This window comes from Longinema margulisiae (assembly GCF_025266855.1).
Lineage (GTDB): Bacteria > Spirochaetota > Brevinematia > Brevinematales > Thermospiraceae > Thermospira.
On the sequence record NZ_CP053071.1, the window covers coordinates 1251198 to 1267747 of the forward strand.

At 46.4% G+C, this 16550-nt stretch carries 13 protein-coding genes; 4 read left to right on the top strand and 9 right to left on the bottom strand.

The features are described 5' to 3' along the window. Positions 1-228: 228 nt before the first annotated feature. The 3 genes from BREVNS_RS05585 to BREVNS_RS05595 all read right to left on the bottom strand — a co-directional run bounded on the left by BREVNS_RS05585 (position 229) and on the right by BREVNS_RS05595 (position 3475). Complete coding sequence (locus BREVNS_RS05585) at positions 229-1620, bottom strand: MFS transporter (RefSeq protein ID WP_483426038.1); 1392 nt, start codon at positions 1618-1620, stop codon at positions 229-231. Between the two features lie 797 nt (positions 1621-2417). Then, on the bottom strand, positions 2418-2990 hold the full coding sequence (locus tag BREVNS_RS05590) for a hypothetical protein (RefSeq protein ID WP_483426039.1): 573 nt from the start codon (positions 2988-2990) through the stop codon (positions 2418-2420). Then, the gene (locus tag BREVNS_RS05595) at positions 2987-3475 is read right to left on the bottom strand and encodes a hypothetical protein (RefSeq protein WP_483426040.1); all 489 of its coding nucleotides are present in this window, start codon (positions 3473-3475) and stop codon (positions 2987-2989) included. The genes BREVNS_RS05590 and BREVNS_RS05595 overlap by 4 nt, the downstream gene beginning before the upstream one ends. Before the next feature lie 185 nt (positions 3476-3660). Here BREVNS_RS05595 and BREVNS_RS05600 point away from each other — a divergent pair, with 185 nt between their 5' ends. From BREVNS_RS05600 to BREVNS_RS05615, 4 genes are all read left to right on the top strand, one after another. Continuing rightward, positions 3661-5544, top strand: coding sequence for an alpha-amylase family glycosyl hydrolase (locus BREVNS_RS05600; protein ID WP_483426041.1), 1884 nt, complete (start codon positions 3661-3663; stop codon positions 5542-5544). Positions 5545-5669: 125 nt separating this feature from the next. Continuing rightward, positions 5670-7814 (top strand): EAL domain-containing protein, encoded by a 2145-nt coding sequence (locus BREVNS_RS05605; protein WP_483426042.1) that lies wholly within the window; start codon positions 5670-5672, stop codon positions 7812-7814. A 3-nt stretch (positions 7815-7817) separates the two neighbouring features. Continuing rightward, positions 7818-8831, top strand: coding sequence for a PilZ domain-containing protein (locus tag BREVNS_RS05610; RefSeq protein ID WP_483426043.1), 1014 nt, complete (start codon positions 7818-7820; stop codon positions 8829-8831). Positions 8832-8833: 2 nt separating this feature from the next. Then, a complete protein-coding gene (locus BREVNS_RS05615) occupies positions 8834-9430 on the top strand; it encodes a uracil-DNA glycosylase family protein (protein WP_483426044.1) in 597 nt (198 codons plus the stop codon). A 202-nt stretch (positions 9431-9632) separates the two neighbouring features. Here the strand turns inward: BREVNS_RS05615 and BREVNS_RS05620 are convergent, their stop codons facing one another. Genes BREVNS_RS05620 through BREVNS_RS05645 form a run of 6 tightly spaced genes read right to left on the bottom strand, consistent with a single transcriptional unit; the run spans position 9633 to position 16421 of the window. Then, positions 9633-11975 (bottom strand): TonB-dependent receptor plug domain-containing protein, encoded by a 2343-nt coding sequence (locus tag BREVNS_RS05620; protein ID WP_483426045.1) that lies wholly within the window; start codon positions 11973-11975, stop codon positions 9633-9635. A gap of 60 nt (positions 11976-12035) precedes the next feature. After that, on the bottom strand, positions 12036-12584 hold the full coding sequence (locus tag BREVNS_RS05625; protein WP_483426046.1) for an energy transducer TonB: 549 nt from the start codon (positions 12582-12584) through the stop codon (positions 12036-12038). A gap of 2 nt (positions 12585-12586) precedes the next feature. Next, the gene (locus BREVNS_RS05630) at positions 12587-12988 is read right to left on the bottom strand and encodes an ExbD/TolR family protein (protein WP_483426047.1); all 402 of its coding nucleotides are present in this window, start codon (positions 12986-12988) and stop codon (positions 12587-12589) included. After that, positions 12985-13365, bottom strand: coding sequence for an ExbD/TolR family protein (locus tag BREVNS_RS05635; RefSeq protein WP_483426048.1), 381 nt, complete (start codon positions 13363-13365; stop codon positions 12985-12987). Before BREVNS_RS05635 ends, BREVNS_RS05630 begins: the two co-directional genes overlap by 4 nt. Continuing rightward, positions 13349-14089, bottom strand: coding sequence for a MotA/TolQ/ExbB proton channel family protein (locus tag BREVNS_RS05640; protein WP_483426049.1), 741 nt, complete (start codon positions 14087-14089; stop codon positions 13349-13351). The genes BREVNS_RS05635 and BREVNS_RS05640 overlap by 17 nt, the downstream gene beginning before the upstream one ends. A gap of 10 nt (positions 14090-14099) precedes the next feature. Further along, on the bottom strand, positions 14100-16421 hold the full coding sequence (locus tag BREVNS_RS05645; RefSeq protein WP_483426050.1) for a TonB-dependent receptor: 2322 nt from the start codon (positions 16419-16421) through the stop codon (positions 14100-14102). Positions 16422-16550 lie beyond the last annotated feature (129 nt).

The following is a 16550-nucleotide window of genomic DNA, read 5'->3' on the forward strand; positions in this document are numbered from 1 at the left end:
GAAGAGAAATGGGTATACTGTGTATGTCAATAAAAGAGAAATTTTCGAGTAGAAAGATTTTTTCCATAACAAGACCGTTAAGTCAATACTTTTTCTTAATAAAGAGATACCTCTCATCAAGAACCATACCTACTGACTTAACAGATCTCCTTTATTCAGCCACGGGGAGAAGACCCACCACTTCTCCCCGTTTTTTTTGAAGGTCCTGCTTTGGGCAGGGTCTTTCTGTTATCTCTCTTGCTCTGTGGGTTTTTGTGGCGAGGAAATAATAGCCAAAATCTCCTTCTCTTTATACAGAAGGAAAAAAACAAGCCCTAAAAGGCAGAAGACAAAAGCCACCACACCGGTGAGTCTTACCCCGACATCGTTTTCTGTACTTCGACCAAGATTGATGATAGAGGGAAACATGAGGTTGGTGAACGCAATGCCCATCTTCATCATAAAGGTTCGAGCCCCGAAAAAGACAGCGGCTTTGTAGTTTCCTTTTTGTTTTCCATCGGCGTCAGCGATATCAGCCACAATCGCATTGGGAAGGATACCGAAGATGGCAATGGGGAGTGAGGCAAGCACCACTAACATGATGCCCTGCCAGAAGGGAGAGAGGGGGAATTTTCCGAGCCAGAACACAAGGACAAAGACCAGGGAGAAGAGAACAAAGGCAATGGAGAGCATGAGTTTCTTGCCAATGGCTTTGGCTATCAGGTTGATGGGTACATAGAATACGAAACTCAGGACAAACATCACCGTCATAAAGGTAGTGGCATGGGCTTTTTCTAATCCAAGAAGAACGGTGGTGTAATACACAATCCCCGATTGGATGAAGGTGAGCGCCACCCAGTAGGCAAAATCAGAGAGGGTAAAATAGAAAAAGTTTTTGTTTTTGAAGGCAGAGACAACGGCTTCAAAAGAACCTTCTGTGGAGACATGTCGTTCGCAATAACGATTTTCATCGATGGTGATGATGGGAAGAGCCATAAGAATAAGGGCGATAACTCCATAAATCACAAGAGCCAGTTGAAAACTATGAAGAGAGGAGAAACCGGATTTTTCAAATATGCCCTGAACGAGATAGACAGTATTTCCTAAAGCAAAGCCCAGTGCCCAGGTGATAGAAATCCAGGTGGCTAAATTGAGTCTCTCTTCAGGGGTATGGCCGAGTTCACTCAGCCAGGCATTATAGGGGGTACAGAAAAGCGTAAAAAACCAGTAATAGAGAAGAATCATCACGGTGAGCCAGACGACATTGATGGGACTCTGATAGGGCACAATCGGAACAAATACTAAGATAGAGGTGATGACAAAGGGGACAAAACTGATGATGAGAAAAGTACGTCTTCGCCCCAAGCGAAAACGAGATCTATCGCTGAGACCCGCCACGATAGGATCTGTGACCGCATCAAAAATCCGGCTGAAGGCATTGATGAGACCAATGATGGTGAGCGAACCAAAGATATATCCCTGATAGATGAAAGCAGGAAAAAGACTTTGCCCCTGACCTTCGGGGGGGAGATAAAAATAGGCTATGAGATTGGCTACACTATAGGAGGCGAGCGACCAGCCCATCTGGCCTAACGCAAACATTGCCTGCTTCCAGAAGGGAAGTTTTTCAACCTTGTTCATCGTTTTCTCCTTGCGTGTGGTTTTTAGCGCTTTTATTATAGTGAAAATTTTCTCTTTGTCAATGCCCCGAAGGTACATATTGTGTCGTTCCACATTCATACAGAATGGTTATCTTCACACAAAAAGTGAATACTTGTTTGACCATCTTTTCTTTTTCAGTTTTGGGCTCTTTTTGTTACCCATTTTTCTTTTTCCACGAAGCGCTCCTGCATGGGACAAAAGGAACGTTGTCCTCGTCGCATGCTACGCATGCGCCTCGGACGGACAATGGGCCGCTTTTGCGGGCAAGGAGAAAAACATCCTCTCCTTCCAGGGGAAGTCCTTCCTCCGTGGGCGACATCAACTCGTCCTCCTGACTTCGGAAGTATAGCGCCCACCTTGCTTCGCCGATTCCCCGCTAAAGCGGGGTCCCCGCGGCTACGCTTCGGTGGGCTTTTGGGGAAAAGCAACAAAAGATGTCGCCCCGGGTGCCTCCTGCACCCTCACTCCGGAAGGACTTCCCCCTTACGACAAAGGACACACAACCGCAAAAGCGGCCCGGTGGGGTACAGAAAAAAAGGGGGTGAAAGAACAGAGCTTTCTCGTGTTATTTCCCTGTTCATTAAGAAATGTGGAAATAGCTATTCAATTTCATATGTGGAATGACACCCTGAAGGTACATATTGTCTCTTTGATGAGAAAAAATAAAATAGGGAGATGACCATACCTTGGATTTGGGTGTGATCGACGGCGTATACAATGGAAATGGTGGTGTGGGGAAGGAGAAGAGTTTTTGGGGAAGGACGCCTCCCCCTTTTTTAGAGTTCATTCATGAGGCGACGCTTTTCGGTTTCGATAATCGTCTGGTTGGTGATAAGGAAAATGATATTGCTGAGTTCTGCATTCATCTTTTTCATGAGGACATAATCATACACCTTGACAGTCGAAGGGGCCTCAAGTTGGAGCCTTACATCAATCTCTCCATTTTCTCCTCGGGTGCCATTGGTGAGAACCCCATACCAGGCAGCGAAGTTGGCTGTTCTTATAGAGGGTTTGCCATAGATGTCTTCTAATTTTTCGGCCAAGGAAAGGTAATCAAAATAGTTGGAGTTATACTCAATCGTAATATGAAAACAGATATTAGAATAGAACTGCAGGTACAGGTTATTGATAAAAGGTTTGTAGGTTGCCTTGAGAATAAAAGGGGTTTGTTCATTGATTTTGCCAAAGAAGCGAGACTCGTCAATCTTGAAATCTTCACTACTGGCGATGATATCTTCAGCTTGTTGTTGGGTTTGTCCAAGGGTGAGTCCCATATAGTTGAAAAAGCGTTTCTGTCCCATGAGAAGAAGTGAGAAAAGACATAACCAAAGAAGATGATGGTGTTTCATGCACTGAATACCTCTAAATCATGACGAAGGTTTTGAATTTTCTGGATGAGGCTTTTGAGTTCCCGGTTTTCTCTTTCAAGGGATTCCTGAACCACAGGGGAGGGATCCATGTCATTCAGGGCGGTGAGGGATTTCTCAAGATAGGCAATACGTTCTTCATATTCTTTGATTTGCTTCAGGATGGCAAGCTTGGTTTCTTCGGAAAGGGTATTTTGTCGGTTCTTGTTCTCAAGAGCCTGGCAGGCAACACGGGCGGTTTCTCTGACATAGGGGGGTTCACTCGCATCTTCTGCTAACTGTCGAAAATAAAAGAGAAGAGCCTCTTCGTGTTGTTCAGGGGTGATGACACCATTTCGGAGAAGGATGTAGCCAATCGGTTCTGTGTAATTGGTGGTCTGAATATTGTATTCTTGTTCTTCGAGAGCCATCTGGAGTTGTTTTTCGGTAATCATCTTGAGATGAAGAAGTACCTCTCCGAATTTCATAGCGTAGCCTCCTGAATGGGATATATGTTTTATCGGCAAAATACTCAAAATATTGAGAGTCGAAATAAGGAAGGGGGCTTCTTTGAGGAGTATATTTTGAAAAGAACGTTACCAAAAAATTTCCCCTCTTGCTTTTTTTTGATTTTTCGTTATACTGAAAGGACAAAGAGAAGAGGAGGAAACCGATGAAAAGACAAGGGTTTTTCTTGATGTTTCTGGTGCTGGTGGCCTGTGGGCCGTCTCTGTCTCTGAAGGATCTGCCACCGGATAGAAATGAGATGGTCTATGTGCCTGAAACGCGAAAAATCGTTATCTACCAGATGATGACTCGCCTTTTTGCCAACACCAATACCAATCGCGTGTTTTATGGAAGTATGGCCCAGAATGGGGTGTCTCGTTTTAACGACATTACGGATACGGCGCTGGATGCCTTGAAAGCGTTTGGGGTAGACTACATCTGGTATACGGGAGTGATTGCCCATGCGACGATGGAGGATTTTCGTCAGTATGGGATACCGTTAGATGACCCTGATGTGGTGAAGGGAAGGGCTGGTTCACCCTATGCTATCAGGGACTATTATGATGTTTCTCCGCTTCTTGCGTACAACGTCCCGAAAAGGATGGAGGAATTTCAGGCTCTGGTGGAGAGAACCCATAAGCATGGGATGAAGGTCATCATTGACTTTGTGCCCAATCATGTGGCTCGTGGGTACAAATCTCTTGCAAGGCCCAAGGGGGTGAAAGACTTAGGTGAGGGGGATAATACCAATGTGGCTTTTGATCCGAATAACAATTTCTACTATCTTCCCGGAACGGCTTTTGAGGTTCCCAAAGGGTATGACCCGGCGGGGAAGGATATAACCCTTCTGGGGGAGGATGGTGTTTTCAGGGAGATTCCGGCAAAGGTGACAGGAAATGATGTGTTCTCCTCTAAACCCTCCATGGGAGACTGGTTTGAAACCGTGAAATTGAATTATGGAGTGGATATCCAGAATAAAAGAAAGACCTATTTTGTTCCTATTCCCAATACCTGGATCAAGATGAGAGATATTCTTCTCTACTGGGCAGGGAAAGGGGTAGATGGTTTCAGGTGTGATATGGCAGAGATGGTTCCTGTGGAGTTCTGGGGTTGGGTGATTCCTCAGGTGAAGGAGAAATACCCTCAGGTGATATTTATCGCAGAGATTTACAACCCTTCAGCCTACAAGAAATACCTCACCGAAGGCAAGTTTGACTACCTCTATGACAAGGTTGGTCTCTATGACTCTGTGAAACCCTTCATGAAGAAAAAGCCCACCTATGATAGAAAAGGCTTTTATTATGCCTGGCTGAAGGTGAAAGATTTTTCAGATCGTATGCTTGCCTTTCTTGAGAACCATGATGAAGAAAGGATTGCCTCCAAAAATTTTGCTGCTGATCCGTGGATGGGAGTACCAGGGATGACCGTGGTGGCCGGTGTGTACGCTGGTCCTGTGATGATCTATTTTGGGCAGGAGGTAGGAGAACCTGCGGCGGGCAAGGAAGGATTTGGCGGAGATGATGGTCGGACCACTATTTTTGACTTCTGGGGGGTACCAGAACACCAGAAATGGGTGAATGGAGGCAAGTTTGATGGAGGTCTTCTCTCAGAGGACCAGAAAAAACTTCGCTCCTTTTATCAGAAGCTTCTTGCCACGGTCAAGACCCACCCGGCGCTTGCTGGTGGGAGAATGTATGATCTTGCCTTTGCCAATGAACCTGTGCAAATTGGTGAGAAAAAACTTCCTCAGAGTGAAGGGTTTAGTGATGGGATTATTGCCTTTGCGCGCTATACCGAGGGGAAAATGGTTGTGGTTGTGGCGAATTTTGAGAGGGAGGAAAAACGCTTTGTGCTCAAGCTTCCTGAAACTCTCTGGAAGGCGGCAGGGCTTCCTGTGAAGGGAAATTATGTGCTTCGGGATCTTTTGGGAACTCTTCCTGATGTGTCGTTTGAGGTCGGGAAAACCACCAACAGGCTTTTGAAAACAGCGGGGGTTCCTTTGGTGCTTCCACCGGTTTCAGCGGCTCTCTATGAGGTGCAAAAGCCCTAAAAAAACAGGTTTTGCCCCTGCGTGTAGCAGGGGCAAAACAAATTTTTGACAGAAGAGAAAGAGAAGAAAAAAGGATTTATCTTTTGCCTCTTGGTGAGCCGATAATACTACGAAAAGGAAGGGGTATGAAACTGGAAAAACGGATGGCTTTCTTTACAGGTGTCCTCTTGTTTGTCTCTCTTCTCTTTGTTTTTGTGTTCCTTGATGTCTTTTTTATGTACATTCTTCGCCGGGAAATGCGCTCGACGACCATGAAAATGTTTGAGATTTTTGTAGAGGATGTCGAGCGTTCGTTTTCTTCTCCTGAGGCAGTTTTTGATAGCAGTGGCAGGCTTCTTTCGGGGAAGGACCCTGGAATAGGGGAGAAAGTGGGGATGTCGTTTTTTCAGCAGCAAGAGAATCTTTCTGCCGGGGGGCTTCTCTGGATAAATGGGGTCCCGTATGTGTGGCTCAGGGAGAAAGAGACACTTTCCCTTGTGCCTATTCGTCCGCTTTATCATGCGTCGGCGGCAGAGGAGTGGGGGCTTTTTTTAGTAACTCTTCCTAAATACCAGAGTGTGGTGCTCACAAAATTTCCCCTTCTCCAGAATGAGTGGCAGGAAGTGGTAAAACAAGAGGCGGCAAGGCTTTTGACGGAGGGGAGTGTTGGGCCACTCTTTACGTATGATGGGGTATGGTTCATGCGGGTTCTGAGGCCTGGTCTTGTCATGGTGGGGTATCTTCAGGTGAGGCTTTTTAGTGTGCTTATACGACACTTTGTGTATATTGGACTTGCCATTTTAGTTCTTTTTCTTCTGGTGTATCTTGTGGTGCAACATCGGGTATTGGGGCGTTTTGCAAAAACGTGGCGTTCTTTTTTAGAGGGGGTGAGTCGCTTTGAGCATCAGGATTATCACTATCGGATTCCTGTAGAAGAGGGTATCGTGGATGAGATGTGGGAGACAGTTCTTGCTTTCAATCGTTTGGCGGAGACGCTTGAGGCAAGTTATTATGCCAATGACAAACTCTTTCAGCAACTTCGGTACAATTACTATCATGATAAATTGACAGGGCTTCCCAATGGGAACAAGTTCTTGGAGGATTTTTCGACGTTTGAACATCCCAATCTCCTTCTCTTTGATATTGAGAACTTCAGTGAGTGGAACATGTATTTTGGGAGTAGCATGGGGGATAGGGTACTTGTCCAGACGGCCCAGCGGCTTTCAAGCCTTTCCATTTATCCAAGGACTTTTCTGTATAAACTCTGGGCGGATAGGTTTTTGTTGGTTATTGATCAGCCGATGGAGAGAAGAGAACTTGAGGTGATGGCCACCTATTTTCTTGAAAATCTTTCCAATCTTGCCTATGATGTGGCCGGGCAACAGATTTATCTTTCTTTTATTGCCGGGATACTTGGCGCCAATCTCCTTTCTGCGGGGGTGGAAGGCAATGCGGTTCTGTCGGTGATGGCAGGTCTTCTCAAAAAAGCGAAGGTGATGCATACCTTCTTTTTCATTGCTGAGGACATGAAAGAAATCTCTCACCAGACCGAGGAAAATCTCAAAACCCTTGGCAAGGTAAGAGAGGCTATTCAGCATTCGTATTTGGTGAACTTTTATCAACCCATTGTCAATAACCATACGGGGAAGGTGGAAAAGTATGAGGCGCTTGTTCGGATTCAACTTCCTTCCGGGGAGATGATACCGCCCCTTACTTTTCTCACCTTGGCTAAACAGGCCAATCTTTATTCGTTTATCTCAAGGGCGGTGGTGATGCATGCCTTAGATCATTTTAGGACCATGCCCTATCAGGTGTCTATCAATTTTACCCCCGAGGATTTGGCGGATAAAAAACTCAAGCATTTTCTTTTGACGTCTTTTTCCAACTTTGATGATGCTGGTCGTATTGTGATGGAAATTACCGAGTCGGAAAGTATTCAAAACTATGAGGAGATCAAAGAGGCCCTGCAACCCTTTTTGGCTTTGGGGTGCAAATTGGCCATTGATGACTTTGGGGCAGGGTATTCGAATTTCTACCATGTGTTTTCATTGAGACCCCATTTTATCAAAATAGATGGTTCGCTTATCAAAAACCTTGATAAGGACGAGACAGCCTATAGTCTTGTTCGTTCTATATGCCAACTTGCGAAGGATTTAGGGGCCAAGACGGTGGCAGAATATGTCCACAATGAGGTGGTCTGGCAAAAGGTGAAGGAACTTGGTATTGACTATGCCCAGGGGTTTTATTTCAGTCCACCTGTGCCCTATGAAAAATTGTTTGGAAAGGAGTAACGGATGGATGGCAATATCATTCAGATGATTTCGGAGAGTTTTCAGAGAATCAATCGGGTAGGGTCTCTTGTTGGTTTTCTCATAGGCTTTGCTTTGAGCGGACTTATTTTTGTGTGGTTTCGGGAGGTGATCAAACGATATCGCAAGACGGTGATAGAGATCCCTGTGATGAAAAAGATCCGTTCTCCATTAGTGGTGAAACCGAAGATTTCTCCGGCTCAATATGAAGCCATTCAGGACCTGATTACTGACTTCAAAAAGGTAGAAAAGACAGCCCAGGCAGTACCGGCGTATGTTCTTGAGCGTTATAGTGAGTTTTTTCTCCATTCTCTCAAGAGACTCCAGGTGAGCAAGCGACATGAAAGGGAACTCAAGCGTATCTATCCCCTTCTGGTTGGCTATCATGTGGAGTGTGAGATTGTCAAGGATGGAAAATTTTATCTCTTTGAAACAGAGGTAAAAGAACGGGTACCATCTGGTGTGGTTCTTCGCTATGTGCCAACCCTTCAGTTTGTGATTGACAAAGGGGATGAAATGGTGATAGCCTATACGGTGGAGCGTTTTCATTTCAGGGGCAAGGTAAGGGTACTTGAAGTGAGGCTCAATGATACCTTTGTGATTTCTTTGCCAAAGGAAATTTACCTGTCGGCAGAGCGGCGGTATGAGAGGTTGCCCTTTGGGATTACGGTCTTTTTGCGGGATATTCGTCAGCAACAACCAGTAAAGGTGCTTCTGATGGATCTCAGCTGGGAGGGGTGTCGTATTCGTGGTCCCCGGCTGGATAAAAAGGCGGTGTACTATCTTCTCATTCCGAGGGAGAGAGGAAATATTCAACTGGAGTGTGTGGTGGGGCGAGAGATTCTCAGGCAGGAAGAGGAGTATGTGTACAGTCTCTCGTTTCTCTATCTTCCGTATGAGGTTCGTCAGGAACTTATGCATCTTTTGAAAGAAAAGGCCCTTGAGATTAAGCTTGCCACCACCCATCCTGTTTCTGGGATGGGGACACCCCATGAGTAGCCATGGTGAGGATTTTCCATCGTTATCTTGAGGAGGCTTTTTTCACCTGTCGAGGGCGCAGGTACTGGTTTGTGGGGAGTTTTCCTTCGGTACTGGTAAAGGAAGCCTTTGGCAGGATACATCCGGAGAGAGATGTGGATTATTTTTATGGAGGAGAGGGGAATAGATTCTGGCCAACGTTAGCGAGGATTTTTTTTCGTCGGGGGGTGGTAGATTCAGAGAGACTCTCAGCGGGATGGGAAACAAAAGAAGCTATCGAAGAGAGAAAGCGTCTTCTGGATAGAGGAGATTTAGGAATAACCGATCTCTATATAGAGGTTGAGAGTGAAGGAAAAGCCTCAGATAGGGATATTGTCCCTCTTCGATGGAATCCGTATTTGGAAGAGATAGTTTTTCAAGCGGAGGTTCTTTTTCTCACCAGCCGTTATGTGGCTTCTCATCTTGAAAGGGCATTTGAACATACAGAGAGTGTTCAACGAAAGATCGTCTGTCTTCCTTCTCCCAGTCCCCTGTCTCGCCTTGCTGGCTATACAGATGAAAAACTCGAGAGAAAGTATGAGGAGATTCTTTCGCTTTTTCTTCCGGTATTCAGAGAATAAAGACCCTTGCAGGGGTCTTTTCTTCCCCTGTCTGGGTCAGGGGCTACGCCCCTGAAACCCCAGTTTTTCTGTTTCCAAGGGCTTATTTGTCTTTTTGGTTCAAAAAGAGGAAAATATTTTTATCCTATTTCTTGTTTTTTTTATGGCTTTTTTGAGACCTTTGCACATTCGTGCAAAGGTCTCAGAATAGTTTGGAGAAAACTTACCAGCGCACCCATATTCCCCCGTAGCCGTAGATACCTAACGGTGAGAGATTGGTTTTTCGGCTGGAGTAATCGTCGGTGTAGCTGTAGTACACCTCTCGGTAATTGTAGATGTTCATGATTTGAATATACAGTCCCCACGGGAGTCCCCACCAACTTGGTGTCCATTCGATTTTGAGGTTCAACTGATGCCTGTCGGGAAGTTTTTCTGAAAGAAAAGAGCCATACTTGGGTATATAGAGGGTATTGGTACCAATAGTGACAGCCTCTCCCCCTTCGATGGGCGTGATATATCCTCTCGATTCGTACTGAAACTCGGCGGTGAGACTCCAGTGTCTTGCAAAGTCCCATATCGCGGTGAGGTTTGCCTTGTAAGCAGGAATGGAAAACCAGGTGTGGAGGGGCGCCCGGGCGTACTGCCAGGCGGAGGCGACGCTACTCTGGATGTTGCCATTCTCATCGGCGCTGATAGAAACGCCAGCAAAACTGTTGGGGTCAGTGCCCTCTTCAAGGTAGTACCACTCGTTTCGGAAGCTTCCACTTATCCAGCCATAGAGGGGGAATCCTCCTTTCAGTTTTCGTACAAAGAGTTCTATACCGGCAATCTCTTTTTTCATACCCCCACTCTGGAATTCCATCTGGATATTGGAGACACGAGTGACAGGGTTTTCGTAGTGTTTCACATACGCTTCTGTATTGATTTCCCATACCTCTGAAAGGAGCCATTGGCCTCCAAGGGTGGCATGCCATACACCGGGGATGTTTCGTTTTTCCTCATTGGTGGTGTAAAAGGCAAAGATGAAGGGTTCTGTTGGCCACTGCGAGAGATGTCCAATACCCACAAAGAGCTTACTCTCTTTGGAAAAACGCCATTCGGCATTGAAACGGGGATCCAGAGAAAAACGATTGGCCACAGGGAAAGAGTTGATTCGTATCGCGGGAAGAAGCACGAGTTTTTTCTCAAAAAGCACCCACTCTATGCCGCCAAATCCGGCAAAAAAGGCGGTGTTTGTAGAAGCCACGGTTTCGGCAAAGTTTGTGTACTCAACCTGCAGGGTGATGATGTTGGTGTAGAGTCCTCTCACCACATTGGAATAGGAAATAACCGGGTAGAACATGACCTCTCCCCCTCCAAAAAGAGAGAGGTTTTCCGAAAGAAAGAATCGGGGCATGAGGCGATAACGGAGAAAAAGCCACCGGTCCTCGAAGCGTGTGGTCACATTCGTCTGAAATTCAAGTCCTCCGATATTGTCGTTTTGGAGAAGATTCAATGACTGCTCTATCACGAGGTTTGAACTTACTGAATGTGTCCACTCAAGATTACACCCGAGATAGCGGTACAAAAACCCTCCTTTGATCTCGTTTCCTGGTTCAAGATTGGTAAAATACCCCGGTTCAAGGGAGATAAGGTAGCTGAAAAGGAGTTTGTCAGCGTTGTGTTTATACTGGATTTTGCCGTGGATATCGAGATAGTAAGGGATCTGGATGTTGCGGGTGTCGGTACTTTCCTGGAAAAAGAGGGGCAAAACAAGGTCATAGTAGGTTCTTCGTATCCCATTTGCCCATTGCCATGTGTCGTCTTCGGTTTTGCCGTAAAGGGTGAGGTAGGTGGAGAGAAGGCCTGTATGGAGTTTTCCATGGAAACCGACGGGTGGGTTTATCTGTCTCACTGAGAGAAAACCAGAGAGAATTTGACCATATTCCACCGGGGCCACGCCTTTGTAGAGGACCATTTCTTCGAGCATATCATCAATGAAAAGCGAATCCGGAATAATTCCCCGATGAAAAAAACTTCTCAAAAAGAGTCCATCAAGATCGGCAGCGGTTTCAAAACCTTCTCCCCCTCGAACACTGAGTTTTGAGCCTGTTCCCATATCGCTGGAGGAGATGGACTCTACGCCGGGCATTTGTTTGAGGGTATCCACAGGATCGGAGGTGAGGGAGGATGTGGCTTTCTGGATATCGGTACGATGTACCGTCGTTTTTGCCGTAGCCCGTTGTCTTTCAGCAGTGACCTCAATCTCTCCACCTGAGGCGGTGGGGAGTGGAGTGAGGTAAAGAGGGAGAAATACCTTCTCTTTGGGGAAGAGAGTAGCCTTTTCGCTGTAAAATCCTGTGACCTTGGTTTCTATCAAGATTTTTTCCTGGGGGATATCTTCAAAAACAAAGTATCCCCTTTCGTCACTATAGGCGATAAGAGGGATCTGGTTGGAAGCCTTGAGGACAATAGTGCCATGTTTAATAGGTTCAAGGGTAAACCTGTGGAGAAGCCTTCCTTCAATGGTGATACCTCTCACAAGAAGAGGGACAAAAATAAACCAAAGAGAAAACAGGTGTTTCATGGGTTTCTCCTTTTCTGTGGCCTCTGGTATAGTATAATGAGAGAGTGTGTGAGATGCCACTTACTTTAGTCGGAAACGCAGGGTAAACTCCAGCACAACAGGCATAGGTTTTCCTCCGGCTCGTGCAGGAGAGAAACGGGCTTTGGAGAGGCTTTTGAGAGCGGCCTCGGAGAGGAGTTTATCAGGGCTTTTGACCACCTCGATATCCTCGACCTCGCCTCGTTCGTTGATGTAGAGTTTTACCACCACAGCCCCTTCAATACCAAGGCGTCGTGCTTCCTCGGGATAGTCGGGGGAAATGCGAGAGAGGGGCACAGGAAGATCATCCACTAAATAAAAGGGCAGGAAGTCTTTTGATGGTGGGGGTGGGGTTTCTGTGGTGTTGGTCTCTATTTCCTCCACAGGGGGTTTCTCTGAGGGAGTGATATCCCCTTCCTTTTTGGGGGTGATGGGGGTTGGCTGTTGGGGTTGAGGCTTGTATTCCTGAAAATCAATCACGGTGAGGTACGAGAGATCAACGTAGTGTTTCTTTCGCCAGGTAATGCGCATGGAAAAACCCACCGCTACCACAAGATGGATGAGAAGAGAAAGAAGAATCCAGTATCGCATTCTCATAACTCCTCCCGACAGACAAACGAAAGGCGGATAGGACGATTTTTTCGTAGTGTTTGTACCACCTCGTCTATCTTTTCAAAGGCAAGGTTTTTGTCCGCGATGATCTGGACAATGGGTTTTCGGAAAAGCGCGGCGTGTCTTTCGTGAAGAAACTGGATTTCGGCAAGGCTTTTTTCGTTTCCTTTGTAGTAGAGTTTTCCCTCTTTGTCTATAAAAACCGTAAAGATTTCCTCCTGGGGAATCTGGGCTACCTTTTTTGCCGCCGGGATCTCTATCTCCAGTTTTCGGCTCTGGTCAAGGGCTGTGGTCACAAGAAAGAACACCAGAAGGAGAAAGGCAATATCTCCCATCGCGACCACAGGGAGAGAAGGGGGGAGAGTAATAGGAGGCCTTTTCATGGGACTACCCTCAACGAGATTTCTTTGCCACTGTCCTGCAAAAGGGAAAGTACACTCACCACCTCACCGTAGGCAAGTCCTTTCTCGACTTCTACGACGAGGTATCGCTGGGGAAGCAGAGCCAAGGCATCCGCAAGAGAGGTTTTTTCCACCACTTTGCCGGCTAAAAAGAGGCCATTTTTCCCTATGTGGAGGGTGGTAATCTCCTGTTTGTAAACTTCTTTGGGGAGGGATTCTTTCTTTGGGTAGGCAAGAGGAATACCTGTTTTCACCGCAAAGGAGGCCGTGATAAGGAAGAAAATAATCAAGAGAAAAGCTATATCGGATTGGCTGGCGGTAGGGATTTCTACGACAGCCCGTTTACCTTTCACTTTCATGTTCTACTATCCTCTCAATGAGATTTTCTCCTGCTTCCATGGTTACCTGTGTGAAGCGCTCTAACTTTTGTGTGAAGAGGCTATAGAAGAAATTGATGGTAATGGCTATAACAAGACCTACTTCGGTGGTGATGAGAGCCTCATAGATTCCCTTGGCGACAAGGGTGATGGATACCTGGTCAGCAAGGGCAATAGAGCGGAAGGCTCCAATCATTCCGGAAACGGTTCCCAAAAATCCCACCAGGGGGGCAAGATTGATGATGGCCGACATCATGGTAAATCCCCTTTGGAGTTCTCCTATATGGGCGTTGAGTTCCATCTCCAAAACCTTATCGAGGTCTTCAAGACGTTTTCGTTTTGAAGAGAGCCGGAAAATTTCTTTCAAAACCGAGGCAGTTCGGGATTTTCCTTCTTTTACCTTTTGTTCGATCTCGGAGAGAGAAGCCTCTGATTTGCAGAGAGAAAGAAACTCCTCTTCGCAAAGTTTTTGTCTGAAGGTGTAGAAGACAAACCGTTCTAACACATAGGCAAGCCCCAGAACTGACAGGATATAAAGAGGGTACATGAACACCCCGCCCATTCGGTGAAACTCAAGAAGTGTGTCCATGAAGCTCACTTTTGCTACCGTTTTTGAGGGAGCTTCCTGGGCGATAGTGGAGAGATTGGTTTCCTGAGCAAAGCCTGTGCTTACCACAGCCAAGAGTGTCCAGAGCCATTGTTTCATAATCATCCTCCTAAAATTCTATTCGCATACCACCAAGGATCATAAAGGAGAAATCCTTGATGGGGATTTTTTTGAGTTCATTGTTTACCACAGCATACTGATAATCAACGATATTTTCGTGGTTGTAAATATTGAGGAAGGCAATATAGGATGAGGATTCAAACTTGAGTCCAAAGACCTTGAGAAAATCAAAAGGACTGGAAGGGAAGGTGATCTTGAGGTCGAGACGATGATAGAGGGGTGTCCATTCGCTGTTATACTTTCCGGGGAAGAGATAGTATTGGGTACCTACCCCGGGTATATCCTGGACGATAAAATTGGTCACAGGGGTATAGGGGTGCCCACTCATCAACTGGAATTCCAGTCCGACTTTCCAGTTGTAGAGCCAGTCTATCCATTTGCTACCCGACTTGTAGCGGTTGATGAGTTCAAGTGTGAGGGAGAGGGTATGTTCTCTGAGGAAAGAGGGGGTATACCATTCATCAATTGGCACAGGAGAGGGATCATAAGGGTTTACGGGCCCCATATTGGTGACTTTTTCATCAGCGTGGACATAGGTGTAGGTAATCCAGCCGCTCCACCAGTCGTTTTTCTCTTTTTTCTTCTGGAGGAAGAAAGCTCCTCCGTAGGCGACACGTTCTTTGTCGTTGTTGAAATTCTTCTCTGTATCTTCTGCGATGAGGTCTTCGTACCACTTGCCGAAGCCTTCGACACGGAATACCCATCGAGAAGAGGTGTACTCAGTTCCTCCTATGAGATGGCGTGCCTTTTGCGAGATGAGATCAGGATTTCCATATTCTTCGTTGAGGTAGGTGCCAAACCATGGGAACATGCCATAATATCCCCCACGGACGTAAAAAGAGAGGTTTTCTGTGGCTTCCCATTTGAGTCCTCCAGCAGGGGTGAAAAGAGATTCCTGGGTTTGATCGAAGTACTCCCCACGCCCTCCAACTTCCAGGATCCAGGAGGAAAGAAATTCCCAGTTGTCCTGAAGGTAGGCCTGAACATAGGGGTAGCGACTATTGCTTATGTTTATATCGTAGGAGGCATAGTTGGTCCAGTTGCCCAAGGCATCCACTCTATAGAAATAGGCCTTGTAGAGGGTCTCAGGCATCCATGAGTAGAGGCTCATTCCGCCTAACTGGATCTTGTGTCTTTTGATAGAATTGATATAGAGATTTCCTGCTCCCTGAAGATAGACTACCTTTTGAGTCCATGTTTGTTCCGAGACAGGGGCCGCATAGAGTCTTCCATTATTCTGGAGGTAAACGGTACCAAAGAGAAGATCAAACGCATCTTTTTCGTTGAAGCTATGGTCGTATTTCACGAGGCCAATGGCCTGGAAAATACCATAGGTAAAATCTCCCGCCATGGGTTCTCCGTTCTGGGGATCACCGGTGAGTTTCCATTTCATACCCTCGTCTCCGGCGTAGAGAAGAAGGCTCAATTTGTCAGAGGAAGTGGGACGCCATACCCATTTGAGGATACCGTCGGTGGTATAGGGAAATTGTTGCCCAGCTCTGTCTGGCATAAAAAGGGGAGCCGTGAGGTCATAAAAGGTTCGCCTGATATTGAAGTAGAAGGTCTGATTGCTGGTGAGAGGACCATCCAGTCCTACTTCCATGGTGGCACTGGACATATCCCAGAAGCCGTGGAGTTTTTCTTTGTTGCCTTCTTTCACTTTTACCACCACCTGGCCGGAAAGTCCCTGGGCATAGGAGGCAGGGTAACCTGCGGTGTACAGATCAATGGTTTCTATCCAGTTTGGATTGAACATGCTGATGCGGCCGTTCCAGCGCTGTGATTGGAGGATGAAAAGCCCATCAAGGTAGTTCATCTGTTCGAATTGGTCTCCTCCCTGGATGTACATAGCGGCGTCGAACATAGAGCCACTACTTCCTACCCCGGGCATGGTCTGGAGAACTTTCGTGGCGTCGTTATAGAAGCTCTGCGAAACGCTTTTCACTTCTTCCTGAGAAATAACCTTGGCGGTGGGGACTTTCCCCTGTTCTCGTTTCCCCTCAACCGTGATTTCTCCCCCTGAGAGATGAATGCGGGAGAGAGAGACAGTTCGTGTCATCCCACTTGCAGGAAGAATGAGCTGGCTGGTGTGTTTTTCGTAGCCTGGTTTGGCTATGATGAGGGTATAAGCCCCCTCTTCAAGAGAAAAAGTGACCCGACCGGATTCATCAGTGGTTTCCTGAAGACCTTTTTCTTTGATCAGTACCATCGCGTCGGCGACAGGTTTGCCCTTGTCGGTGATCACAATGGTGAGGGTTGCCCCCTGAAAGGTACTGGCCAATAACCAGAAAATGATGAGGTATTTTTTCATAGTGCCCTCCGTACTCTCTTTCATCTGAAAATACTATACTCTCGGTATAGTGTTTTTTCAAGTGAGAAGACAGGAAGAACGAGGGGAAGTGTAAAAATTTGACTTTCCCCCCTGTTTGTGTCATAATCA

What these genes read in the sequence shown, in the direction of transcription:
- BREVNS_RS05595 (WP_483426040.1), bottom strand. Translation starts at nt 3,475, where the DNA reads ATGAAATTCGGAGAGGTACTTCTTCATCTCAAGATGATTACCGAAAAA.
- BREVNS_RS05585 (WP_483426038.1), bottom strand. Translation starts at nt 1,620, where the DNA reads ATGAACAAGGTTGAAAAACTTCCCTTCTGGAAGCAGGCAATGTTTGCG.
- BREVNS_RS05615 (WP_483426044.1), top strand. Translation starts at nt 8,834, where the DNA reads ATGGTGAGGATTTTCCATCGTTATCTTGAGGAGGCTTTTTTCACCTGT.
- BREVNS_RS05640 (WP_483426049.1), bottom strand. Translation starts at nt 14,089, where the DNA reads ATGAAACAATGGCTCTGGACACTCTTGGCTGTGGTAAGCACAGGCTTT.
- BREVNS_RS05645 (WP_483426050.1), bottom strand. Translation starts at nt 16,421, where the DNA reads ATGAAAAAATACCTCATCATTTTCTGGTTATTGGCCAGTACCTTTCAG.
- BREVNS_RS05635 (WP_483426048.1), bottom strand. Translation starts at nt 13,365, where the DNA reads ATGAAAGTGAAAGGTAAACGGGCTGTCGTAGAAATCCCTACCGCCAGC.
- BREVNS_RS05600 (WP_483426041.1), top strand. Translation starts at nt 3,661, where the DNA reads ATGAAAAGACAAGGGTTTTTCTTGATGTTTCTGGTGCTGGTGGCCTGT.
- BREVNS_RS05620 (WP_483426045.1), bottom strand. Translation starts at nt 11,975, where the DNA reads ATGAAACACCTGTTTTCTCTTTGGTTTATTTTTGTCCCTCTTCTTGTG.
- BREVNS_RS05625 (WP_483426046.1), bottom strand. Translation starts at nt 12,584, where the DNA reads ATGCGATACTGGATTCTTCTTTCTCTTCTCATCCATCTTGTGGTAGCG.
- BREVNS_RS05630 (WP_483426047.1), bottom strand. Translation starts at nt 12,988, where the DNA reads ATGAAAAGGCCTCCTATTACTCTCCCCCCTTCTCTCCCTGTGGTCGCG.
- BREVNS_RS05590 (WP_483426039.1), bottom strand. Translation starts at nt 2,990, where the DNA reads ATGAAACACCATCATCTTCTTTGGTTATGTCTTTTCTCACTTCTTCTC.
- BREVNS_RS05605 (WP_483426042.1), top strand. Translation starts at nt 5,670, where the DNA reads ATGAAACTGGAAAAACGGATGGCTTTCTTTACAGGTGTCCTCTTGTTT.
- BREVNS_RS05610 (WP_483426043.1), top strand. Translation starts at nt 7,818, where the DNA reads ATGGATGGCAATATCATTCAGATGATTTCGGAGAGTTTTCAGAGAATC.